Here is a 22,285-nt window from a genome sequence, read left to right as displayed (position 1 = left end):
GCGCGGCGCCGGAGCATCAACGCATGACAACCACACGGCAGGACACAGCGCACAGCATCGAGCAGAACAAGAACATCGTCCGGGAGTTCATCGACGGGCTGTTCAGCAGGGGCGACCTGGGAGTGATCGACACCTATCTCGCCGAGGACTTCGTCAACCACGATCCGCCGTTCGGGGTTTCGGCCGACCGCGAGGGAATGCGCGCCGCCGGCGCGATGATGCGAGCGGGCTTCCCGGACTGGCACAGCGAGGTGCATCAACTGGTTGCCGAGGGCGACATCGTGGTCGAGCGCTTCACCGCGAGCGGTACGCAGCGCGGCGAGGTGATGGGGGTCGCGCCGACAGGGCGGGCGGTCAGCCTGCCCGGGATCAACATCTTCCGGCTGCGCGACGGTCAGATCGTCGAGCGCTGGGGCCGCCTGGACGACCTCGGTCTGCTCCGCCAACTCGGCCTCGCCCCGGCGTAACCCGAGGCCCGAGGCCGCTCGAGAGCCCGGCGTAGCATCAAAACCATGGCCGCGTCCGCGGACCGTCTGGATGTGCTGATCCGTCGCTGTTACGCAGGACTGGAGACCGATGTACTGCGGGCCGAGGTGCTCCACCGGCTGCGCGGCATCCTCACCATCGACGCCGCCTTCTTCGCCACCGTGGATCCGGCCACCCTGCTGTTCACCTCGGCGACGGCCGACGAGCCGCTGCGCGAGGTGACGGGGGAGTTCCTCGCCAACGAGTTCGGCCGGCCCGACGTCAACAAGTTCACGACGCTCGCAAGCTCGGCCGATCCCGTCGAATCGCTCGATCACGCCACGCGCGGCGACAGGACGATGAGTTCGCGCTCGGTCGAGCTGATGACTCCGCTGGGCCTGGGCGACGAGTTACGCGCTGCCCTGGTCTCCGGCGGCCGCTGCTGGGGTGTCATCTGTCTCCACCGAGAGGACGCCGCCACCGGCTTCGGTGAGCAAGATTTGCAAGTGATCCGGAGGCTGGGACCTCATCTGGCCGAGGGGTTGCGGCGCAGTCTGCTGGTCGGTGGTGAGAGCCCGCCGACGCAGGTAGGGCCGGGTGTGATCATCCTGGACGAGCAGTTGGCCGTCGTCTCGATCAGCCCGGAGGCGGAGTACTGGCTCGCTGAGCTGGACTGGTCCCACACGAGCGAGGTGCCAGTCGCCGTACGGGCGGCCGCGGCCCAGCTGCGACGGCTGCAGGATCTGCCAGAGGGGTCATCGGGAGTGAAGCTGCGTGGCCGCGGCGGGCGCTGGCTCGCGGTCCATGCCTCGATCCTGTCCGGCCCGGACGAGCGAACAGCCGTGGTGATCGAGCCGGCCCGACCCGCGCAGCTGGGCGCCTTGCTGCTCGACGTGCACGGCCTGACTCCGGCCCAGCAGCGGGTAACGGCCCTCGTACTCCGCGGCCGCTCGACTCGGCAGATCGTCGAGGAGTTGCACTTGTCGCCGCATACCGTCCAGGAGCACGTCCACGCCGCGTACGACAAGGTCGGCGTCGGCAGCCGCCGCGAACTCATCGCCGCCTTGCTGGGTGGGCAGTGACCGGCTGGGTGTCAGAGGGTTCGCATCACCCGGATGATGCGGCGGCGGAGCCAGACTCGCCGAGTGCCGTCGGGGTACCGCCTGAGCCGGGCGAGCTCCCAGCCGCCGTACTCGGCGTGCTCGGTGAGCAAGCGCCGGACCGCACCGCGCGACTCCGTCCTCGACACCTCGAACTGCTGCAACTCGTATTCGGCCATCCGCACCTCCGAACCTTCCGGAAACCAGCTCTACCTCACGAAACATCCTCCAGCGCCGCCACGATGGCCGGCGGCAGAGTGAGTTCTTCCACACCCAGGACCGACTTGAGCTGCATCGCGGTCCTGGCCCCGACGATGGCCGCTGTCACCCCCGGCCGGTCCCTGACCCAGGTGAGTGCCACCTCGAGCGGAGTCCAGCCGAGGCCGTCAGCGGCCCGGGCTACCGCTTCCACGATGCCCGAACCTCGCCCGTCGAGGTAGGGGTCGACGAATCTGGACAGATGCTGAGACGCCGCCCGCGAGTCGGCCGGGATGCCCGTCCGGTACTTCCCAGTCAACACACCCCGCCCAAGCGGCGACCACGCCAGTACGCCGATGCCGAGCCCGCCCGCCGCTCGAATGGCGTCCGCCTCCGCGTCCCGGGCGAGCAGCGAGTACTCCACCTGGTTCGAGACCGGTACTGCGCGCCCGGGCCACGCCTGCTGCCAGGTGACCGCCCGGGCCGACTTCCAGCCCGCGTAGTTCGAGACGCCGACGTACCGGACCTTGCCGGAGCTCACCGCGTGGTCCAGCGCCGACAGGGTCTCCTCGAGCGGCACGTCGTCGGACCAGGTGTGCAACTGCCACAGGTCGATGTGGTCGACGTTCAGCCGCCGCAGCGAGCCCTCCAGGTCGCGCAGCAGCGCGCCGCGCGACGTGTCGGTGATCCGCTCGCCGCGCCGGACGCTGAAGCCGGCCTTGGTCGCGATCACCAGGTCGTCCCGCTCGACGACGTCGCCGAGCAGCGACCCGATCAGCCGCTCGCTGTCGCCGTCGCCGTAGGCGGCCGCGGTGTCGATCAGGGTGCCGCCGGCCGCCACGAACGCGGCCAGTTGCTCGCGGGCCTCGTGCTCGTCGGTGTCGCGGCCCCAGGACATGGTCCCCAGGCCGAGCCTGCTCACCGTGAGGCCACTGTGACCGAGATAGCGCTGCTGCATGTGCCGAGCCTATTGCGGGGCGCCGACAACGGCTCGTTAGGCTCGCCTGTCATGCGACTCGGACTCAACATCGGCTTCCTCTTCGGTGGCGACGACCATCTGGATCATCTGAGGCTGGTGAAGGAGGCCGAGGCGCTCGGATTCTCGGTCACCTGGGCCGCGGAGGCGTACGGTTCGGACGCCGCCACGCTGCTGACCTGGATCGCCGCGCAGACCTCGACCATCGACGTCGGCGCCGCCGTCTTCCAGATCCCGGCCCGCACGCCGGCGATGACCGCGATGACGGCGGCCACCCTGGACCGGCTGAGCAACGGCCGGTTCCGGCTCGGTCTGGGCGTGTCCGGGCCGCAGGTGTCCGAGGGGTGGCACGGGGTCCGGTACGACCGGCCGCTGGCCCGCACCCGCGAGTACGTTGCCATCGTGAATTCCGCCCTGCGCCGTGAGACGGTGGCGTTCGAGGGAACGCACTTCACCCTGCCGCTGCCCGACGGGCCCGGCAAGGCGCTCAAGCTGTCGATCCGGCCGGTCCGCGACCACGTACCGGTCTACCTGGCCGCGATCGGCCCCAAGAACCTCGAACTGGCCGGCGAGATCGCCGACGGCTGGCTCGGCATCTTCAACGACCCCTCGTATCTGGGAGAGCAGTTGAACCACATCAAGGCGGGCCGCGCGGCCCGTCAGCCCGATCTCGGCCTGGACGGCTTCGACGTGGTGGCGTCGGTCCCGGTCGTGGTCGGGGACGACCTCGCCGTCGGCGCCGACCCGATCCGGGGGTACACCGCGTTGTACCTCGGTGGGATGGGCAGCCGGAAGAAGAACTTCTACAACGACCTGGCGGTCCGGATGGGCTACGCCAAGGAGGCCAAGGAGATCCAGGACCTCTACCTGGACAAGAAGCACCGGGAGGCGATGGCCGCCGTACCGCAGGGCTTCATCGACTCGATCGCGCTGCTCGGCGGCAAGGAGCGGATCGCCGAGAAGCTCACCGCGTACGCCGAGGCCGGCGCCACGACGGTCTCGCTGACCCCGTTCGAGCCGACTGTCGAGCAGCGGATCGCCACCCTGCGCACGGTCGCCGAGGCGCTGGAACTCGCCGGGATCGGTGACTGAAGTCCGATGACCATCTGGGACGCCATCATCCTCGGCATCGTCGAGGGTCTGACCGAATTCCTGCCCGTGTCCAGCACGGGCCACCTCACCATCGCCTCCAAGTGGCTCGGCCTGAAGATCGACGACCCGTCGGTCACCGCGTTCACCGCGGTGATCCAGTTCGGCGCGATCGCGGCCGTGGTGCTGTTCATGTGGAAGGACATCAGCCGGTACGCCGTCGCCTGGTTCCGCGGCCTGCGCCACCCCGAGCACCGGGGCGAGTTCGACCACCGGATGGGCTGGTTCGTGATCGTCGGCTCGCTGCCGATCTGCGTCGTCGGGTTCCTGGCCCGCGACATCATCTCCGGGCCGCTGCGCAGCATGTGGTGGGTCGCCGGGTCCCTGATCGGCTGGTCCTTCTTCATGGTCGCGGCCGAGCGGCTCGGCAGCCAGAAGCGCCCGCTGACCAGGATCACCCTGGTCGACTCGATCGTGATGGGCGCGCTGCAGTGCCTGGCACTGATCCCGGGCGTCTCGCGCTCGGGCGCCACCATCACGGCCGGACTGTTCCTCGGCCTGGACCGGGTGGCGGCCACCCGGATGGCCTTCCTGTTGGGCATCCCCGCCCTGGTCGGTGCGGCGGTCTTCGAGTTGCCGCACGCGCTCGACGGCTCCGTCGGCCTCGTCCCGGTGCTGGTCGGCACGGTGGTGAGCTTCGTCGTGGGGTACGCCTCGGTCGCCTGGCTGATCCGCTTCGTCGCCAAGCACTCCACCGAGATCTTCGCCTTCTACCGGATCCTGATCGGCGTGGTGATCCTGATCCTGCTGGCGACCAGCACGATCACCGCCACCTGACCCCCCGGTACTGCGGACGCCCCGCCGGCCGGGCTCAGAGCCAGAGCAGCTCAGAGCCAGAGCAAGCTCAGAGCCAGCCGGCGCGGCGGAAGGCGGCGTACAGGGTGGTGCAGGCCAAGGCCATCACGGCGACGCAGGCGAAGTAGCCGTAGTACCAGCGCAGTTCGGGCATGTTGTCGAAGTTCATCCCGTAGACGGCCGCGATCGTGGTCGGGACAGCGGCGATCGCGACCCAGGCGGAGATCTTGCGCATGTCGTCGTTCTGCTGGACCGAGACGCGGGCCAGGTGGGCGCCGAGCGCCGAGCTGAGCAGTGCGTCCAGCCCCTCGGTCTGGTCGGAGACCCGGATGACGTGGTCCGCGACGTCGCGGAAGTAGGGCGCGGCCTCGCGGCTGATGCCGGGCACCTTGCCGTTGGCGAAGGCTTCCATCGGTTCGCGCAGCGGGGTGATCGCGCGCCGCATCTCCAGCACCTCGCGTTTGAGGCTGTAGATCCGCTCGGCGTCGCTGGTGCGGTCGGGGGAGAAGACCGAGGCCTCCACCTCGTCGACGTCCATCTCGACCGAGTTGGCGACCGACTCGTAGCCGTCGACGACCGAGTCGCAGATCGCCCAGAGCACGGCGGCCGGGCCGTGGCCGAGCACGGAGGCGCGCTCCTCGAGTTCCTGCCGGGCGGTGGTCAGCGGAGCACCCTCGCCGTGCCGGACCGTCACGACGTACCGCTTGCCGACGAAGACGCTGACCTGGCCGGTCTCGACGGCGTCCTCCTCGTCGACGTACCAGAGGGTGCGCAGCACGACCACGACGGAGTCGCCGTACCGCTCGACCTTAGGGCGTTGGTGGGCCTTGAGGGCGTCCTCGACGGCCAGTTCGTGCAGGCCGAACAACTGCTGCACCCGGCGCATCTCGGCGGGGGTCGGCTCGTGCAGGCCGACCCAGCCGAACGTCTGGCCGTCGACGCCGATGGCGTCGGCCACCGTCTCGGGATCCTTGGGCAGGTCCTGCCGCTCTCCCTCGGTGTAAACCCCGCAGTCGACGATCACCCGACCACTATCGCACCGGACTTGTCCCGACCGGATAACGTGCGGTCTATGCCCACGGTGATTCTGGTCCGGCACGGTCGCAGCAGTGCCAACACTTCCGGCGTGCTGGCCGGGCGAACCCCCGGGGTGAAGCTCGACGAGACCGGCTTGCAGCAGGCCGCGGCGGTGGCCGAGCGGCTGGCCGAGCTGCCGCTGGCGGCGATCGTCACGTCGCCGCTGGACCGCTGCAAGCAGACGGCGGCCGCGATCGCGAAGTACCACCAGGAGTTGCGTCCGGCAACGGATCGCCGGCTGACCGAGTGCGGCTACGGCGACTGGACCGGCAAGAAGCTGTCCGCGCTGATGAAGGAACCGCTCTGGCCGGTGGTCCAGCAGCATCCGTCCGCCGTCACCTTTCCGAACGGCGAGTCGATGCGCGGCATGCAGCAACGGGCGGTGGACGCGGTCCGCGCGCACGACGCGGCGTTGGCCGAGTCGCACGGGCCGGGGGCGCTCTGGGTGGCGGTCTCGCATGCCGACGTGATCAAGGCGATCGTCGCCGACGCCCTTGCCCAGCATCTGGACACCTTCCAGCGGATCGTCGTCGACACCGCCTCGACGACGATCATCACCTACACCCAGACGAGGCCGTTCCTGGTCCGCCTGAACGACTCCGGAAGTGAGCTCGCCTCACTCATTCCCAAGCCGGCAGAGCCCGCCAAGGGCCGCCGGAGAAAGCCCACGAAGCAATCCTCCGACGCCGTAGTCGGCGGACGGTAATAGGGTTTCCGACATGGCGCGCGTAGTGCATTCGTATGAGGATCCGGATCGGTTCGTCGCCGGCACCGTCGGTGAACCCGGTGCCCGGACCTTCTTCCTGCAGGCCAGGGCGGGCAACCGGCTGACCTCGGTGGCCTGTGAGAAGGAACAGGTGATGGCGCTCGCGGAGCGGCTGGACGTGATGCTGGACGAGGTGGCCCGGCGGTTCGACCGGGAACCGGCCGCCCAGCTCGGGCTGGACGACACCGACCCGCTGGAGCAGCCGATCGAGGAGGAGTTCCGGGCCGGCACCATGACGCTGGCCTGGGAGGCCGACGCCGAGAAGGTGGTGATCGAGGTCTTCGCGGTGGTGGCCGGCGAGCAGGTCGAGCTGGAGGAGACCGACCCGGTCACGGCGGCGATGGAATCAGACGAGGCCGAGGTCTTCATCGTCCGGATCAGCGAGGAGCAGGCCCGCGCGTTCGCCCGCCGGGCGGTGGCGCTGGTCGCCTCCGGCCGGCCGAGCTGCCCGTTCTGCGGCCGCCCGATCGACCCGGAGGGGCACATCTGCCCGCGCGCCAACGGCTATCGCAGGCACGTCCGCGAATGACCGATCTCGACCTGCTCCGCAGCGGGGAGCTGTCCCTACACGGACGGCTCGTGGCCGCTTCCAACGGCACCTTCCAGGGCTCGGTCAGCGCGGACGGCGAGAGCGCGACCGTGGTCTACAAGCCGGTCGAGGGCGAGCGCCCGCTGTGGGACTTCCCGGACGGGACGCTCGCGCAGCGCGAGTACGCGGCGTACGTCGTGTCCGAGGCGCTCGGCTGGGACGTCGTACCGCCGACGTTGCTGCGGGACGGGCCGCTCGGTGAGGGCATGGTCCAGCTCTGGATCGACGAGGTGGAGCTGCCGCCGGGCCAGACCGAGTTGGTCGACATCGTGCCGCAGGGCCGGGTGCCGAAGGGCTGGATCGGCGTGCTCGACGCTCTCGACGGCCGGCACAACTCGGTGACACTGGTGCACGCCGACAACGAAGCACTGCAGCGGATGGCGGTGTTCGATGCCGTGGTCAACAATGCCGACCGCAAGGGCGGTCACGTGCTCGACCCGGGCGACGGCCGGATCTTCGGCGTCGACCACGGCGTCACCTTCAACGCCGACGACAAGCTGCGCACGGTGCTCTGGGGCTGGGCCGGTACGCCGGTGCCCCCCGACCTGCTGGAGGACATCCGCAAGCTGGCGGACGGGCTCGCGGGTCAGCTCGGCGCCGAGCTTTGTGAGCTGATCACGAGCGTTGAACTCACCGCCACGCGGGAGCGGTGCGCCACGTTGCTGAAGACCGGCACCTTCCCGCTCCCCAGCGACGACTGGCCCGCCATTCCCTGGCCCGCGTTCTAGCGTCCTGCGGCCGCTGCGAGCCAGGCCCCCACGGACCAGCGCCTGCTAGGCGCCGGCGGCGGCTGTGTAGCTGCTGGGGCTGGTTCCCCGTTCCCGTTTGAAGGCGGCGCTGAAGCTGAAGGCGTCCGCGTAGCCCACGCGGCGGGCCACCGAGGCGACGGTCGCGTCCGTGTCGCTCAGCAGTTCGGCGGCGAGCGTCATCCGAAGGTCGGTCAGGTAGGCAAGAGGTGATTCGCCGGTCAGGTCGGTGAAGCGTCGCGACAGGGTCGTCCTCGAGATACCCGCGAGATTGGCGAGGGCCGGCAGGGTCCAGGGCGCTTCGGGGGAGCGATGCATGGCTCGCAGCACCGGGCCGAGGAGGTTGTCGCCAAGGGCCTGGTACCAAGCCGGTGGGTTGAGCTCGAACCAGTCGCGCAGCGTGCAGATCATCAGCCAGTCGAGCAAGCGGTCCAGCGTCTGGTGACGCCCCAGCGCCCCGGCGGCGATCCGCTGCTCGAGATAGTCGCGCAGGCTCGAGCAGTCGTGGTCGGCGGTGACCACGAGCGCGGGTGGCAGCTCGGCGAGAAGGCGCTGTGGCAGGGTCAGCCGGACGTTGTACGCACCGGCCAGGAGGGTGGTGCCGTCCTCGGTCGGCTTCGCTTCCAGACTCCCGTCACAGCGGACGTCCACCGGTGCTGCGAGACGGTCCGGTGCGTCGCTGAACAGGAACGGCTCCGGGCCGAGGACGATCGCCGTGTCACCCGGCCCGACCCGTTGCGCGGGCGTGTCACCCGCGACGATCCAGCCCTCGCCACGAAGCGGCGCCACCAGGGTCAGGGCCGCGCCGTCGACGAAGCGCAGCGCGTACGGCGGAGTGAGTACGGGCGTGCCGAGCAAGGCACCTTCGGCGCGTACGCCGCGGAGCAGGTCGTCGAGCGGATCCATGCCGCCCAAGATAGTTGGGACGGACGAGCATGCACCGCGAACTCTCACACATGGGCAACCCGGCCGCGATCGACTTGGCTTGTGGGTATGACGATTTTGGTGCTTGGGGCAACAGGTAAGACAGGACGGCGAGTACTGCGGCGGCTCCGCGACAGTGGGGTCGAGACCAGGGCGGCCTCACGAACAGCGGAGACGAGGTTCGACTGGGAGGATCCGGCGAGCTGGGCGGACGCAGTACGGGGAGTGGAGGCCGTGTATCTGGTGGCGCCGGATGATCCCGCGCCGATCGCTGGGTTCGTCGAGCAGGCGGTCGCGGCCGGCGTCCGAAGGTTCGTGGTTCTGTCGGGGCGCGGGATGGAGCACGCGGACGGGCGGTTCGGGGCCGGGATGGCCGAGGCTGAGCGCGCGGTGCAGGCGGCCGGCGTGACTTGGACGATCATTCAGGCGGCCAACTTCGACCAGAACTTCGACGAGGACCTGTGGCACGCGCCCTTGCTGGCCGGGCGGTTGGCGCTGCCGGCGGCGGGAGTCGTGGAGCGGTTCGTCGATCTGGAGGACGTCGCCGAGGTCGCCGCGGTGCTGCTCACCGAACCCGGTCACGAAGGCAGGATCCACGAGGTCGCCGGACCCGACGTGCTGACCTTCGGCGACGCCGTCGAGGCGATCGCGGCCGCGTCCGGCAGGTCCATCTCGTACGTCGACGTGTCGCCGGCCGAGTACGAGGCCGACCTGGTCGCCGAGGGCTGGCCGCCGGAGGTCGCCGCCGAGTTGAGCGCGATGTTCGACGTGCTCCGCGATGCGGACCTGGGCAAGCCCGCCGACGGCGTGGAACAGGTGCTCGGCAGGACGGCGACGCCTTTCGCCGACTACGTGGCGAGGGTGTGGCGGGCAGGCTAGCCGAGGGTGGGGGCGCGGGCCGGCCGATCCGGGGAGTGGAACCATGTCGTGTCGCGAATTCGCTGACTGGATAGGCTCCCTCCCATGCAGGCGTGGACGAAACCAGAAATCCCGGTCGTACCCGGGCCGGCCCGGCGTCTTCGCCTCTACGACACCGCGTCCGCGGGGCTGGTCGAGGTGCCGCCCGCGGCCGACGGCCCGGCCCGGATGTACGTCTGCGGGATCACCCCGTACGACGCGACCCACATGGGCCACGCCGCGACGTACGTCACCTTCGACCTGATCAACCGGCTCTGGCGCGACGCCGGCTACGAGGTGGCGTACACCCAGAACATCACCGACGTCGACGACCCGCTGCTGGAGCGCGCCGCCGCGACCGGGGTCGACTGGACCGAGTTGGCGCTGAGCGAGATCCAGTTGTTCCGCGACGACATGACCGCGCTGCGGGTGATCCCGCCGCAGGACTACGTCGGTGTGGTCGAGTCGATCGACCTGGTCGCCGACGCGGTCGGCGACCTGCAGCGGGCCGGCGCCGTCTACGACGTGGACGGCGACCTGTACTTCGCGGTGAAGGCCGACCCGACCTTCGGCAGCGTCTCCGGCTACGACGTCGAGACGATGCGCGCGCTCTTCGCCGAGCGCGGCGGTGACCCTGACCGCGAGGGCAAGCGCGACCCGCTGGACAGCCTGCTGTGGCGGCACGAGCGTCCGGGGGAGCCCGCCTGGGACTCGCCGTTCGGACCGGGCCGGCCGGGCTGGCACGTGGAGTGCTCGGCGATCGCGCTGAGGTATCTCGGGATGACCTTCGACGTCCAGGGCGGCGGCAGCGACCTGATCTTCCCGCACCACGAGATGTCGGCCAGCGGGGCCCAGGTGGCGACGGGGGAGCACCCGTTCGCCCGGGCCTACGTGCACCAGGCGATGGTCGGCCTGGACGGCGAGAAGATGTCGAAGTCCAAGGGCAACCTGGTGCTGGTCTCGAAGGAGCGGCTGGCCGGGTCCGATCCGATGGCGATCCGGCTCGCCCTGCTGGCCCACCACTACCGGACCGACTGGTTCTGGACCGAGTCGGAACTGCTGGACGCGCAGGAGCGGCTGGACGTCTGGCGCGGCGCGATCACCCGGGGGTCGGGGCCGGACGGCGCCGCCGCGGTCGATGCCGTGCGGGCCGCGCTGACGAACGACCTGGACACGGTGGCGGCGCTGGCAGCGGTCGACCAGTGGGCCGAGACCAACGGGGACGACACCTCGGCCCCGGCCTTGGTGGCTCAGGCCGTCGACGCCCTCCTCGGCATCAAGCTCTAGCCCGTACGAACTACTCCGGGCGGTCCGTGTTCCGGCGCTTGAGGTAGCGCTCGAACTCGGCGGCGATCGCGTCTCCGCTGGCCTCCGGGAGGTCCGTCGTGTCGCGCTGCTCCTCGAGCGAGGCGACGTACTCGGCGACCTCCGGGTCCTCCTCCGAGAGTTCGTCGGCGCCGCGTTGCCAGGCACGTGCCATCTCCGGCAGGTCGCCCTCGGGGATGGGCAGGTCGAGCAGTGCCTCGACCTTGCTGAGCAGAGCCAGGGACGCCTTCGGGCACGGAGTACCGGCGATGTAGTGGGGGATGGCCGACCAGATCGACACCGCCGGTACGCCGAGGGTGCCGCAGAGGTCGGCGAAGACGCCGGTGATACCGGTCGGGCCTTCGTACGTCGACGGCTCCAGGCTCCACGACGAGGTCAGACCGGGGTCGGAGGAGGAGGCGCTGACCGGAATCGGGCGAGTGTGCGGCGAATCGGCGAGCAGGGCGCCGAGCACTACGACGAGTTGGGCGTTCGAGTCGTCGACGAGCTCCAGCAGCTCGCGGCAGAAGCCCCGCCAGCGCATGTTCGGCTCGATGCCGCGGATCAGCAGGACGTCGCGGTCGGTGTTCTGCGGCCGGGCCAGGAAGACCCGGGTGGTCGGCCAGGTCAGCCGCCGGACGCCTTCGTCGTCGAAGCCGACCTGCGGGCGGTTCACCTGGAAGTCGTAGTAGTCCTCGGGGTCGATCGCGGTGACGAGCTCGGCGTTCCACTCCTCGATCAGGTGGTCGACCGCTCCGGTGGCCGCCTCCGCCGCGTCGTTCCAGCCCTCGAACGCGGCGATCACGACCGGATCCCTCAGGTTCGCGAGATCTACCACTCGCCACCCCCTGTCCTAGTCGTCTGTCTGTGGCTGTCCGGATGGCCCAGCCTACGTGCATACCCCCGTCGTCGGCGGCGGTTTCACACCCAGCGGAATGTGTCGGCACCGGGCACTAGGATCGACTGCCATGACCCTTCAAGCGGTCCTTTGGGACATGGACGGCACGCTGGTGGACTCCGAGCCGGTCTGGGCGCGGGTGCAGATCGACCTGCTCACCGGGCTCGGCGCGACCTGGACGCTCGAGGACTGCGTCGGGCTGGTCGGCAGTGATCTCGGTGACGCGGTGAAGGTGTGGATGTCGCGGATTCCCGAGGGCGCGATCGAGGCCGACGAACTGGCCGACCGGATGTACGGCGAGGTGGTCCGCTCGCTGAAGGAGGGTGTGGTCTTCCGGCCGGGCGCGGTCGAACTGCTCCAGGCCCTGACGGCCGACGGCATCCCGTGCGCGCTGGTGTCGGCGTCGTACCGGGTGATGATCGACGCGGTGATGTCGCACCTGCCGCCCGACCTGTTCGACGTGATCGTCGCCGGTGACGAGGTCCAGCACGGCAAGCCGCACCCCGAGCCCTACCTGACCGCGGCACGCGAGCTGGACGTCGACCCGGCCGATTGCATCGTGGTCGAGGACTCGCCGGGCGGCACCGCCTCCGGGACTGCGGCCGGCGCCTTCGTGGTCGCGGTACCGCAGTGGGTGACGATCGCCGAGGCGCCGCGGCGGCTCGTGCTGACGTCACTCGAATCGCTCACCCCGGACGCGCTGCGCGACCTGCTCCGTTGAGGGGTTACCTTCTTGAGGTGCCTGCGGGGGTGTTCTGGGGGAAGGTTGGAATGGTGACTGTGTTCAAACGCCGTGCCGCGTTGGTGGCGGCGGCCGGCGTGCTGGCCGGGTCCCTCGCGGCCTGCGGCAAGCCGGACGCGGACAATCCCAACCAGGGCGAGCCGACGCCGAAGGCGATGGTCCTGAAGGTCGCGACGACCGACTCCGTCACCTCTCTCGACCCAGCCGGACCGTACGAGACGGGCTCGCGCACGCTGCAGTCGAACCTGTTCCAGACGCTGCTGACGATGACCCCGGGCAAGCCGACCCCGGTGCCGGACGCCGCCGACTGCCAGTACGACGCACCGACGACGTACACCTGCAGCCTGAAGAACGAGATGACCTTCCCGAACGGGCATCAGCTGACCTCGTCCGACGTGAAGTTCAGCTTCGAGCGGATGCTGCGGCTCAAGGTCGCGGGCGGCCCGGCCGCACTGTTCGGCTCGGTCGCCTCGGTGACCACTCCCGACGACCTGACCGCGGTGTTCACGCTGAAGAAGCCGGACGCCCGGTTGCCGTACCTGCTGACCACGACCGCCGCCTCCATCGTGGACGAGGAGTTCTACCCGGCCGCGAAGCTGCTGAACGACAAGGCGATGGGCAGCGGGCCGTACCAGTTGACGTCGTACCAGCCTGGCTCGAAGGCGGTGCTCGCGAAGTTCAAGAAGTACCGCGGGGTCCGCGGCGCGCTGAACGACGGGGTGGAGGTCAGCCTGCTGCCCGACGGTGCCGCGCTGGCTTCGGCGTTGACCGACGGCAAGGCGGATCTGGGCTTCCATGGATTCGGGCCGAGCACGCTGGAGAAGCTGCGCGCCTCGGACGACCTGCAGGTGGTCGACGCCGGCTCCGCGGAGATCCGGTTCTACTCCTTCCACATGAGGTCGCTCGTCTCCCGGCGCCCCGCGGTACGGCGGGCGGTGGCGCAGTTGATCGACCGGCCCGCGATCGCGAAGAAGGCGTACGGCGACCGGGTGACGCCGCTGTACTCGGTGATCCCGCCGGGGCTCACCGGTCAGGCCGACGCGTTCCGGACGCAGTACAAGGATCCGAACAAGGCCGCGGCGGCCACGATCCTCAAGGAAGCCGGGATCACCACGCCGGTGACACTCACGGTCGGCTGGACCCCGATCCAGTACGGCGCCGGCGCGAAGGCCGAGGTGATCGAGCTCAAGCGGCAACTGGAGGCGTCGGGGCTGTTCCGGGTGGCGCTGAAGAGTGCCGAGTGGCCGAAATACCTGCAGCTGGCCCGGGCCGGGAGCTATGACCTTTACCACGCCGGTTTCCTGCCGGATTACCTTGACGGCGGCGACTATCTGGAGCCGTTCCTCCGCGACGGCGGGGTATACCAGAATGGCTACCGGAGCGCCGCGGCGAACAAGTTGCTGGACCAGGAGATCGCCGAGCAGAACCAGCTCGACCGGGAGAAGACGCTACAGAACGTGCAGACCCTGATCGCCCAGGACGTTCCGGTCGTCCCGGCCTGGCAGGGCCGTACTCCGGTAGTGGCGGGCAAGGCCGTCGAGAACATCGACGAGGCGCTCAATCCGCTGTCTTTCCTATACTTCTCGCCGCTGCGGAAGTAAGAACCCTCCGGCTACCGCGCGGTCCGAGCGCGTCACGGACAGCGAGGCTCTCGCGACCCCCCGTAGGTGCATGCTTTACTGCGAGTTGTCCCACGATACGGGACGATTTCCTACGCATCACGATCGGGCAACGCAGCACTTTCCGCGTTTGACTCCGGGCAGTAATGGCGGCAGGTTAAGGCGGCAGCTATACCGGATCCACGACATCAGGCAGGGGAACACATCGCGTGACGACACCACTCGAGGTCGAGCCCGGAGCGCAGGCGGCAGATCCTGAAGCCGTCCTCAAAGGAATGGGCAAGATCGAGGGACGCTCGCTCGGTCAGATCGCGTGGATGCGGCTCAAGCGGGACAAGGTCGCGATCGCCGGATTCGTGGTCATCGTCCTGCTGATCCTGATGGCGGTCTTCGCGAACCTGATCATCAAGCTGATCGGGCACCCGCCGAACGAGTTCAACCAGGACCTGATCGACACCGCGGGCGGCACCCTCGCCCCGCTCGGCAAGTTCGGCGGGATGAGCTGGGACCACCCGTTCGGGGTGGAGCCGGTGAACGGCCGCGACATCATGAGCCGGGTCATCTACGGATCCCGGATCTCGCTGCTGATCGCGTTCTTCGCCACCCTGCTGTCGGTCGCCATCGGCACCACGATGGGTATCGTGGCGGGCTTCTTCGGCGGCTGGGTCGACGCGCTGATCAGCCGTTTGATGGACGTCTTCCTGGCCTTCCCGCTGCTGGTCTTCGCGATCGCGCTGGCCGGCGTCGTCCCGGACGACGCGTTCGGGCTGCAGGGCGACTCGCTGCGGATCGTGCTGCTGATCTTCATCATCGGGTTCTTCAACTGGCCCTACATCGGGCGGATCGTGCGCGGTCAGACGATCTCCCTGCGAGAACGCGAGTTCGTCGACGCCGCCCGCAGCCTGGGCGCCCGGCGGCCGTACATCCTCTTCACCGAACTGCTGCCGAACCTGATCGCACCGATCCTGGTGTACGCGACGCTGCTGATCCCGACCAACATCCTGTTCGAGGCGGCGCTGTCGTTCCTCGGCGTCGGTGTCCGGGCCCCCACGGCCACCTGGGGCGGCATGTTGTCGGACGCGGTGACCTTCTACACGATGCCGCACTTCATGCTGTGGCCCGGCCTGGCCATCTTCATCACGGTGCTGGCCTTCAACCTGTTCGGCGACGGACTGCGGGACGCACTCGACCCGCGGTCGCGATGAATTCGACTTTCACCACCAGTGGTTCTGACAAGAAGGGGTGCACCACCACGATGAGCATCAAACGACTGAGAACGGTTGCCGCGTTGTCGGCGGTCGTCGCTCTGGCGCTGTCCGCCTGTGGCGGCAACGGCGGCGACGACAATGCGAACGGGACCGGGGGCGGCGCGAAGAACGAGTTCAACGCGGCGCTGACCGAGGTGGTGAACCCTTCTGACAAGAAGGGTGGAACCGTCAAGATGGGGCACTCGGACACCTGGGACAGCCTGGACCCGGGTGAGACCTACTACGGCTACGCGTGGAACTTCGCCCGGTTGTACGGCCGGTCGTTGCTGATGTTCAAGCCGGCTCCCGGCAAGGCGGCCAACGAACTGGTTCCCGACCTGGCCGAAGGCCTGGGCGTGCCCACCGACGGCGGCAAGACCTGGACCTACAAGATCCGCAAGGGCGTCAAGTTCGAGGACGGCACCGAGGTCAAGGCGAAGGACGTCAAGTACGCCGTTCTGCGCTCGACCGACAAGGAGACCTTCCCGAACGGTCCGGCGTACTTCGAGGCGTTCCTGAACCTGCCGGCCGGCTACAAGGGCCCGTACAAGTCCAAGGGCGTCAACACGGACTCGGCGATCAGCACCCCGGACGACTACACCATCGTCTTCCACCTGAAGAACGGCTTCGGTGGCTTCGACTACCTGGCTCAGCTGGCCCAGACGATGCCGGTCCCGGAGGCCAAGGACACCGGCGCCAAGTACCGCAACACGATCGTCTCGAGCGGCCCGTACAAGTTCGCGAACCTGCAGCCCGACAAGTCGTTCGAGCTGGTCCGCAACGACCAGTGGGACCAGGCGACCGACCCGAACCGCAAGGCGCTGCCGGACAAGTACGAGGTCGCGCTGAAGGTCAACGCCGACGACATCGACAACCGGGTCATCTCCGGCGACCTCGACATCGACGTCTCGGGCACCGGTGTCCAACCGGCCTCGTTGAGCAAGGTGCTGACCGACCCGGCGCTGAAGGCCCAGGCGGACAACGCGACCCTCGCGCGCCTGTGGTACACCTCGGTCAACCCGACGGTTCCGCCGCTGAACAACGTCGAGTGCCGCCGGGCCATCCAGTACGCGATGGACAAGACCAGCTACCAGACCGCCTACGGAGGCCCGTTCTCCGGTGGCGACCTGGCGACGACGGTCATGCCGCCGCTGGTCCCGGGCTACGAGAAGTTCGACCTGTACCCGGCGGGTCCGGACAGCAAGGGCGACCTGGACAAGGCCAAGGAGTCGCTGACCAAGTGCGGTCAGCCGAACGGTTTCGCCACCAACATGGCCTACCGCTCCGACCGGCCGCGTGAGAAGGCCACCGCCGAGGCGTTCCAGCAGGCGCTCAAGCGGGTCGGGATCAACCTGACCCTGAAGGGCTACCCGTCCGGCGACTACTTCTCGCAGTACGCCGGCAACCCGCCGTTCGTCGTCGCGAACAAGATCGGTCTGGCCACCAACGGTTGGGGTGCCGACTGGAACGACGGCTTCGGCTTCCTGTCGCAGATCGTGGACAGCCGGGTAATCCGGGCGACGGGTGGTTCGTCCAACACCTCCGTCCGTCTTCCCGACGTCGACAAGATGCTGGACGCCGCGCTCGCCGAGACGGACACCGCCAAGCGCGAGAAGCTGTGGTCGCCGATCGACAAGCGCGTGATGGAAGAGGCCGTGATCTACCCGGGCGTGTACGCGAAGAGCCTGTTGCTGCGGCCGAAGAACCTCACCAACGTCTTCGTCAGCGACGCGTTCAACATGTACGACTACCTGACTCTGGGTGTGAAGTAAGCAGTCAGTTCTGCCCGCTGTCAGGTTCTCAAGTTAGGTAGGTGAAGGCTGCAGGTGCCCGGTCCGGGATGATCTCCCGGACCGGGCACTGGTGCCGGGCACTGTGATCACATACATCATCAGGCGCATCGTGGCGGCGTTCGGGCTGCTCATCATCGTGAGCGCCGTCACGTTCTCGATCTTCTATCTGGTCCCGCGGTGGGCCGGTGCGACGCCCGAGACTCTGGCGACCCGTTACGTCGGCCGTGCGGCGACCGAGGAGACCGTCAAGCTGACGGCTGAGCGGCTCGGTCTGTACGACCCGATCGCAGTGCAGTACTGGAACTGGGCCAAGGGTGTCGTCGTCGGCGCCGAGTACGACTACGGCGCCGGCATCGAGCGCTGCCCGGCGCCGTGCCTGGGTTACTCGTTCATCACCAAGCAGCCGGTGTGGCCCGACCTGCTGGACCGAATACCCGTGACACTGTCACTGGCCGCCGGGGCGTCGTTGCTCTGGTTGCTCCTGGGCGTCGCGACCGGTGTGCTGTCGGCACTGAAACGCGGCTCGATCTTCGACCGGGCGGCGATGACGGTCGCCCTGGCCGGAGTGTCGCTGCCGATCTTCTTCACCGGTCTGGTCTCGCTGGCCTTCTTCAGCTATCAACTGGGCTGGACGAAACCCGGCGGAACCTATGTGGCCATCACCGACAATCCGTTCCTGTGGGCGCAGGCGCTGATCCTGCCCTGGGTCACGCTCGCGTTCCTCTTCTCCGCGCAGTACGCCCGGCTCACCCGGGCGGGCATGCTGGAGACGATGAACGAGGACTTCATCCGGACCGCCCGGGCCAAGGGTCTGCCGGAGCGGACGGTCGTGGTCCAGCACGGACTCCGTGGTGCGCTGACGCCGATCCTCACCATCTTCGGTCTGGACGTCGGCCTGCTGCTCGGCGGCGCCGTACTGACCGAGAAGACGTTCTCCCTGCCGGGGCTGGGCAAGTACGCGGTCGACGGCATCGTCGCCAACGACCTGCCGAAGATCCTCGGCGTGACGCTGGTCGCGGCCGTTTTCATCGTGCTCGCGAACCTGATCGTCGACCTCCTGTACGCCGTCGTCGACCCGAGGGTGCGCGCCAAATGACCAACAGCAACGCATTCCTCTCGGTCCGCGACCTGCGGGTGCACTTCCCGACCGACGACGGCCTGGTCAAATCCGTCGACGGGCTGTCGTTCGACCTGGACCGGGGCAAGACGCTCGGCATCGTGGGCGAGTCCGGTTCCGGCAAGAGCGTCACCAGCCTGTCGATCATGGGCCTGCACAAGGGCGGCTCGGCCAGGATCAGCGGCGAGGTACTGCTCGACGGCCAGGACCTGGTCAGCTCGAGCGCGGAAGAGGTCCGGCTGCTGCGCGGCAAGCGGATGGCGATGATCTTCCAGGACCCGCTGTCGGCGATGCACCCGTACTACACGGTCGGCCACCAGATCGTCGAGGCCTACCGGGTGCACAACCAGGTGACCAAGGCGGTCGCCCGCAAGCACGCCATCGACATGCTCGACCGGGTCGGCATCCCGCAGCCGGACAAGCGGGTGGACGCGTACCCGCACCAGTTCTCCGGTGGCATGCGGCAGCGGGCGATGATCGCGATGGCGCTGTCCTGCGACCCCGACCTGCTGATCGCGGACGAGCCGACCACGGCGCTCGACGTGACCGTGCAGGCGCAGATCCTGGACCTGATCCGGGACCTGCAGCGGGAGTTCAACTCCGCCGTCATCATCATCACCCACGACCTCGGCGTGGTCGCCGAACTGGCTGACGACATCCAGGTGATGTACGCCGGCCGCGCGATCGAGTACAGCACCGCGGAGGACATCTTCGACCGGCCGCAGCACCCCTACACCTGGGGCCTGCTCGGCTCGATGCCGCGGATCGACCGGGAGCGCACCGAACGACTGATCCCGATCAAGGGGACCCCGCCGAGCCTCATCAACGTGCCGCCGGGGTGTGCCTTCAACCCGCGCTGCACCTACGCGCACCTCAACGGCGGCGCGAGCGAGACCGAGCGGCCGGAACTGCTGGACGTCGGCGCCGGACACAAGGTGGCCTGCCACCTGTCGACGGCCCAGCGCCAGGAGATCTGGGAGACCGAGATCGAGCCGAAGCTGTGATATCGACGGAACGACGGAGCCACTGTGACCTCTGCTGAAACCGAACCAGCCGCGCCGGCCAAGCCGCTCGGCGAGGAACTGCTGTCGGTGTCGAAGCTGACCAAGCACTTCCCGATCCGGCAGGGCCTGCTGCAGCGCCAGGTGGGCGCGGTCCAGGCGGTGGACGGGCTGGACTTCACCGTCACCAAGGGCGAGACGCTGTCGCTGGTGGGGGAGTCGGGCTGCGGCAAGACCACCACCGGCCGGTTGCTGACCCGGTTGCTGGCGCCGACGGACGGCAAGATCATCTTCGAGGGCCGGGACATCAGTCACCTGTCCGAGGGCAAGATGCGGCCGCTCCGCAAGGACGTCCAGATGATCTTCCAGGACCCGTACGGCTCGCTGAACCCGCGCCACACGGTCGGCAAGATCGTCGGTGCGCCATTCAAGCTCCAGAACGTCAAGACCGAGAACGGCACCAAGAAGGCCGTTCAGGAGTTGCTCGAACTGGTCGGCCTGAGCCCGGAGCACTACAACCGCTACCCGCACGAGTTCTCGGGTGGTCAGCGGCAGCGGATCGGGATCGCCCGGACCCTGGCGCTGCGGCCGAAGTTGATCGTCGCCGACGAGCCGGTGTCCGCGCTCGACGTGTCGATCCAGGCCCAGGTGGTCAACCTGCTGGAGGACCTGCAGGAGGAGTTCGACCTCACCTACGTGATGATCGCGCACGACCTGTCCGTCGTCCGGCACGTGTCGGACCGGGTGGCGGTGATGTACCTCGGCAAGATCGTGGAGATCGCCGACCGGGTCAGCCTGTACGAGAAGCCGATGCACCCGTACACGGTGGCGCTGCTGTCCGCGGTACCGATCCCGGACACCAAGCGGAAGGGCAAGCGGGAACGCATCCGGCTCCAGGGTGACGTCCCCAGCCCGATCAACCCCCCGCCCGCCTGCCGCTTCCACACCCGCTGCTGGAAGGCGCAGGACATCTGCAAGACGGTCGAACCGCCGTTGCTGGAACTGGCCCCCGGCCACCAGGCGGCCTGCCACTTCCCGGAGAACCTCCCCGCAGCCACCACCGCGAAGGCCACCACCGCCGACTGACCAGCCACACCCCGACGTCCGAAGAACCCAGGTCACAAGCCTCAGGCTCTTCGGACGTTGTGCTGTCCGGGCTACTTGAACAGCCAGTACATGGGGGTGCCGAGGGGAAGGACGAACGGCGGGGTGCGGGGCGGGGTCTTGGTGAAGGTGAAGGTGGAGAAGGCCGGAGTGGTGACCTGGCAGGTGAGGGATTGGGTGGAGCAGGTGAGGAGGTCCACCTCGGAAGAAGGGGAGTTCCGGCGTTCGCCGACGGCGATGAAGGTGTTGTCGTCGATCCACTGGCTGAAGATCAGCCGGGAGTGGTCGGCCCAGGGCAAGGGGAGTTTCCGGCCGGTGGCGACCTCGAACAGTTGAAGGCCGGCCCAACTCGGTTCGACGGAGACGAGATCGTCCGGGCTGGTCAGCAGGTACTTGGCGGTGGGGGAGAGGAAGGCCTGCTGGCCGACGAACTCACGGCCGCCGGAATCGCTCGGCGTGGGTCCGGCCGCCAGCCGGAGGCCGGGCTTCGGCTGCTGCAGCGGCCTTTGGTACACCAGCAGCCCGGACGACGCGGTACGGACCGCGTTCGGCAGGGCGGTGGCGAGAAACTCGCCCTTGTTCGCCGTCACGTCCCAGCGATACACGCCGCGGAGCGTGCCGAAGTACGCGGAGTTGCCGTCGATCGCGATGATGCGCGGCGCCTGGACCCGCGACCCGAGCGATTCCTCGTTTCCGGTCGGGGTGCTGACGAGTTCGCGGTCGGCCGCCACGTCGTAGACCACCGAGTCGCTGCTGCCGTCGCTGTTGTCCTGGACCCAACCGGCCAGCGTGCCGCGGTTGTCCGCGGCCAGCGCCGAGGTGGTGTTGTCGGGCCTGATCCGGCGGACCTCCCGGCCGTCGGCGACGAAGACGCCACCCGGTTCGGTGACGAACACGAAGCCGGCGTCGGTCTGGACGAAGGCGCTGATCTTGTTCGGCGCCACCGAGATGACGTCCTTGCCGTAGTGGATCTCGGTCCCGGCCGCGTAGGTGGCGCGGCGCTCGGTGAACGGCAGGGCTGCCGGCGCCGGCTCGCGGTCCGTCACCCCGACCACGGCGAGCCCGGTGGCGATGACGGCCAGGGTGATCATCGCGGTACCCGCGACAGCGACCGTACGGCGGCGGCGCCGCCGGCGGTCCCCGGCCGAGATGATCCGCTCCAGGTCGAGGCCCGGTGGTTCGGTGCTGTTCGCCTGGTCGGTGAGGGTGTCTCTCAGCAAGTCGGTCATTCCGCCATCCCCGCCTTCTCCATGATCAGTACGACGTCGCCACCGAGCCGGGCGCGGAGTTTCACGAGTGCGTCCGAGACCTGGCTCTTCACGGTGCCTTCCGAGCAACCGAGGATCTCGGCCGTCTGGACGATGGTGAGGTCCTCGTAGTACCGCAGGACCAGCGCCGCGCGTTGTCTGGGCGGCAGCCGGCGCAACTCCTGCCACAGCCAGATCCGGGCGGTCACCTCGTCGGCGCGGGCCTCCAGCGGCCGGTCCGGTACGTCGTCGCGAGGTCGCTCGGCCCGCCAGGCCTTCCGGCGCCACCAACTGATCGCGATGGAGGTGATCGCCTTGCGGGTGTAAGCCTCGGCGTTGGCCGGGTCGCGGAGCCGTCCCCAGGCGACGTAGGTCTTGGTCAGTGCCTCCTGTACCAGGTCCTCGGCCAGGCCCTGCTCGCCGGCCAGCAGATAGGCGTAGCGGTACAACGCTCCGTGTTTGCTGGTCGCGAACTCCGCGAACGCTCCGGGATCTCGCCCGCTCATCCGACTCCCTCCTGCCGGCAGGCG

23 protein-coding genes are annotated in these 22,285 nt (G+C 68.7%); 16 read left to right on the top strand and 7 right to left on the bottom strand.

The window, feature by feature from the left end; genetic code table 11:
* Positions 1 to 23 precede the first annotated feature (23 nt).
* Together ABD255_RS14120 and ABD255_RS14115 are read left to right on the top strand one after the other, a co-directional pair.
* Positions 24 to 467, top strand: coding sequence for an ester cyclase (locus ABD255_RS14120; RefSeq protein WP_344213756.1), 444 nt, complete (start codon positions 24 to 26; stop codon positions 465 to 467).
* Between the two features lie 45 nt (positions 468 to 512).
* Entirely contained in the window at positions 513 to 1,547 is a 1,035-nt protein-coding gene (locus ABD255_RS14115) for a LuxR C-terminal-related transcriptional regulator (protein ID WP_344213754.1), read from the top strand.
* A gap of 11 nt (positions 1,548 to 1,558) precedes the next feature.
* Here ABD255_RS14115 and ABD255_RS14110 read toward each other — a convergent pair whose 3' ends face one another.
* Positions 1,559 to 1,744 (bottom strand): DUF5703 family protein, encoded by a 186-nt coding sequence (locus ABD255_RS14110; RefSeq protein ID WP_130448421.1) that lies wholly within the window; start codon positions 1,742 to 1,744, stop codon positions 1,559 to 1,561.
* A gap of 35 nt (positions 1,745 to 1,779) precedes the next feature.
* On the bottom strand, positions 1,780 to 2,721 hold the full coding sequence (locus ABD255_RS14105) for an aldo/keto reductase (protein ID WP_344213752.1): 942 nt from the start codon (positions 2,719 to 2,721) through the stop codon (positions 1,780 to 1,782).
* A gap of 51 nt (positions 2,722 to 2,772) precedes the next feature.
* Here ABD255_RS14105 and ABD255_RS14100 point away from each other — a divergent pair, with 51 nt between their 5' ends.
* Positions 2,773 to 3,831: an LLM class F420-dependent oxidoreductase gene (locus ABD255_RS14100; RefSeq protein ID WP_344213750.1), complete on the top strand. Its 1,059-nt coding sequence runs from the start codon at positions 2,773 to 2,775 to the stop codon at positions 3,829 to 3,831.
* Positions 3,832 to 3,837: 6 nt separating this feature from the next.
* The gene (locus ABD255_RS14095) at positions 3,838 to 4,665 is read left to right on the top strand and encodes an undecaprenyl-diphosphate phosphatase (protein WP_344213748.1); all 828 of its coding nucleotides are present in this window, start codon (positions 3,838 to 3,840) and stop codon (positions 4,663 to 4,665) included.
* A 67-nt stretch (positions 4,666 to 4,732) separates the two neighbouring features.
* On the opposite strand, the gene corA is transcribed toward ABD255_RS14095, so the two are convergent.
* Positions 4,733 to 5,707 (bottom strand): magnesium/cobalt transporter CorA, encoded by a 975-nt coding sequence (corA, locus tag ABD255_RS14090; protein WP_344213746.1) that lies wholly within the window; start codon positions 5,705 to 5,707, stop codon positions 4,733 to 4,735.
* Between the two features lie 48 nt (positions 5,708 to 5,755).
* On the opposite strand from corA, the gene ABD255_RS14085 reads away from it, so the two are divergent.
* Genes ABD255_RS14085 through ABD255_RS14075 form a run of 3 tightly spaced genes read left to right on the top strand, consistent with a single transcriptional unit; the run spans position 5,756 to position 7,843 of the window.
* Positions 5,756 to 6,466 carry a histidine phosphatase family protein gene (locus ABD255_RS14085; RefSeq protein WP_344213744.1) on the top strand — a complete coding sequence of 237 codons (711 nt, stop codon included), beginning with the start codon at positions 5,756 to 5,758 and terminating at the stop codon, positions 6,464 to 6,466.
* Between the two features lie 13 nt (positions 6,467 to 6,479).
* Positions 6,480 to 7,055, top strand: coding sequence for a DUF3090 family protein (locus ABD255_RS14080; protein ID WP_344213742.1), 576 nt, complete (start codon positions 6,480 to 6,482; stop codon positions 7,053 to 7,055).
* Positions 7,052 to 7,843 carry an SCO1664 family protein gene (locus ABD255_RS14075; RefSeq protein WP_344213740.1) on the top strand — a complete coding sequence of 264 codons (792 nt, stop codon included), beginning with the start codon at positions 7,052 to 7,054 and terminating at the stop codon, positions 7,841 to 7,843. Before ABD255_RS14080 ends, ABD255_RS14075 begins: the two co-directional genes overlap by 4 nt.
* Before the next feature lie 45 nt (positions 7,844 to 7,888).
* Here the strand turns inward: ABD255_RS14075 and ABD255_RS14070 are convergent, their stop codons facing one another.
* A complete protein-coding gene (locus ABD255_RS14070; RefSeq protein WP_344213738.1) occupies positions 7,889 to 8,767 on the bottom strand; it encodes an AraC family transcriptional regulator in 879 nt (292 codons plus the stop codon).
* 87 nt (positions 8,768 to 8,854) lie between these two features.
* Here ABD255_RS14070 and ABD255_RS14065 point away from each other — a divergent pair, with 87 nt between their 5' ends.
* Positions 8,855 to 9,664 (top strand): NmrA family NAD(P)-binding protein, encoded by an 810-nt coding sequence (locus tag ABD255_RS14065; RefSeq protein WP_344213736.1) that lies wholly within the window; start codon positions 8,855 to 8,857, stop codon positions 9,662 to 9,664.
* A gap of 84 nt (positions 9,665 to 9,748) precedes the next feature.
* Positions 9,749 to 10,969, top strand: coding sequence for a cysteine--1-D-myo-inosityl 2-amino-2-deoxy-alpha-D-glucopyranoside ligase (gene mshC, locus ABD255_RS14060; RefSeq protein WP_344213734.1), 1,221 nt, complete (start codon positions 9,749 to 9,751; stop codon positions 10,967 to 10,969).
* Positions 10,970 to 10,979: 10 nt separating this feature from the next.
* On the opposite strand, the gene ABD255_RS14055 is transcribed toward mshC, so the two are convergent.
* On the bottom strand, positions 10,980 to 11,825 hold the full coding sequence (locus ABD255_RS14055; protein ID WP_344213732.1) for a PAC2 family protein: 846 nt from the start codon (positions 11,823 to 11,825) through the stop codon (positions 10,980 to 10,982).
* A gap of 130 nt (positions 11,826 to 11,955) precedes the next feature.
* On the opposite strand from ABD255_RS14055, the gene ABD255_RS14050 reads away from it, so the two are divergent.
* The 7 genes from ABD255_RS14050 (at position 11,956) to ABD255_RS14020 (ending at position 20,490) form a co-directional block, all read left to right on the top strand.
* Positions 11,956 to 12,606: an HAD family hydrolase gene (locus ABD255_RS14050; protein ID WP_344213730.1), complete on the top strand. Its 651-nt coding sequence runs from the start codon at positions 11,956 to 11,958 to the stop codon at positions 12,604 to 12,606.
* 50 nt (positions 12,607 to 12,656) lie between these two features.
* Entirely contained in the window at positions 12,657 to 14,228 is a 1,572-nt protein-coding gene (locus tag ABD255_RS14045; protein WP_344213728.1) for an ABC transporter substrate-binding protein, read from the top strand.
* A 227-nt stretch (positions 14,229 to 14,455) separates the two neighbouring features.
* On the top strand, positions 14,456 to 15,451 hold the full coding sequence (locus ABD255_RS14040; RefSeq protein ID WP_344213726.1) for an ABC transporter permease: 996 nt from the start codon (positions 14,456 to 14,458) through the stop codon (positions 15,449 to 15,451).
* Positions 15,452 to 15,501: 50 nt separating this feature from the next.
* Complete coding sequence (locus ABD255_RS14035) at positions 15,502 to 17,265, top strand: ABC transporter substrate-binding protein (protein WP_344213724.1); 1,764 nt, start codon at positions 15,502 to 15,504, stop codon at positions 17,263 to 17,265.
* Between the two features lie 103 nt (positions 17,266 to 17,368).
* Positions 17,369 to 18,382, top strand: coding sequence for an ABC transporter permease (locus tag ABD255_RS14030; protein WP_344213722.1), 1,014 nt, complete (start codon positions 17,369 to 17,371; stop codon positions 18,380 to 18,382).
* Entirely contained in the window at positions 18,379 to 19,407 is a 1,029-nt protein-coding gene (locus ABD255_RS14025) for an ABC transporter ATP-binding protein (RefSeq protein WP_344213720.1), read from the top strand. The genes ABD255_RS14030 and ABD255_RS14025 overlap by 4 nt, the downstream gene beginning before the upstream one ends.
* 24 nt (positions 19,408 to 19,431) lie before the next feature.
* The gene (locus ABD255_RS14020; RefSeq protein ID WP_344213718.1) at positions 19,432 to 20,490 is read left to right on the top strand and encodes an ABC transporter ATP-binding protein; all 1,059 of its coding nucleotides are present in this window, start codon (positions 19,432 to 19,434) and stop codon (positions 20,488 to 20,490) included.
* Positions 20,491 to 20,561: 71 nt separating this feature from the next.
* Here the strand turns inward: ABD255_RS14020 and ABD255_RS14015 are convergent, their stop codons facing one another.
* Together ABD255_RS14015 and ABD255_RS14010 are read right to left on the bottom strand one after the other, a co-directional pair.
* The gene (locus tag ABD255_RS14015) at positions 20,562 to 21,737 is read right to left on the bottom strand and encodes a hypothetical protein (RefSeq protein WP_344213716.1); all 1,176 of its coding nucleotides are present in this window, start codon (positions 21,735 to 21,737) and stop codon (positions 20,562 to 20,564) included.
* Entirely contained in the window at positions 21,734 to 22,261 is a 528-nt protein-coding gene (locus tag ABD255_RS14010; protein WP_344213714.1) for a SigE family RNA polymerase sigma factor, read from the bottom strand. Before ABD255_RS14010 ends, ABD255_RS14015 begins: the two co-directional genes overlap by 4 nt.
* Positions 22,262 to 22,285 lie beyond the last annotated feature (24 nt).

The sequence above is a fragment of the Kribbella sancticallisti genome (assembly GCF_039530625.1).
GTDB classification, from domain to species: domain Bacteria; phylum Actinomycetota; class Actinomycetes; order Propionibacteriales; family Kribbellaceae; genus Kribbella; species Kribbella sancticallisti.
Note: the sequence above shows the minus strand (reverse complement) of the source record. Positions and strands in the feature narration are given on the sequence as shown.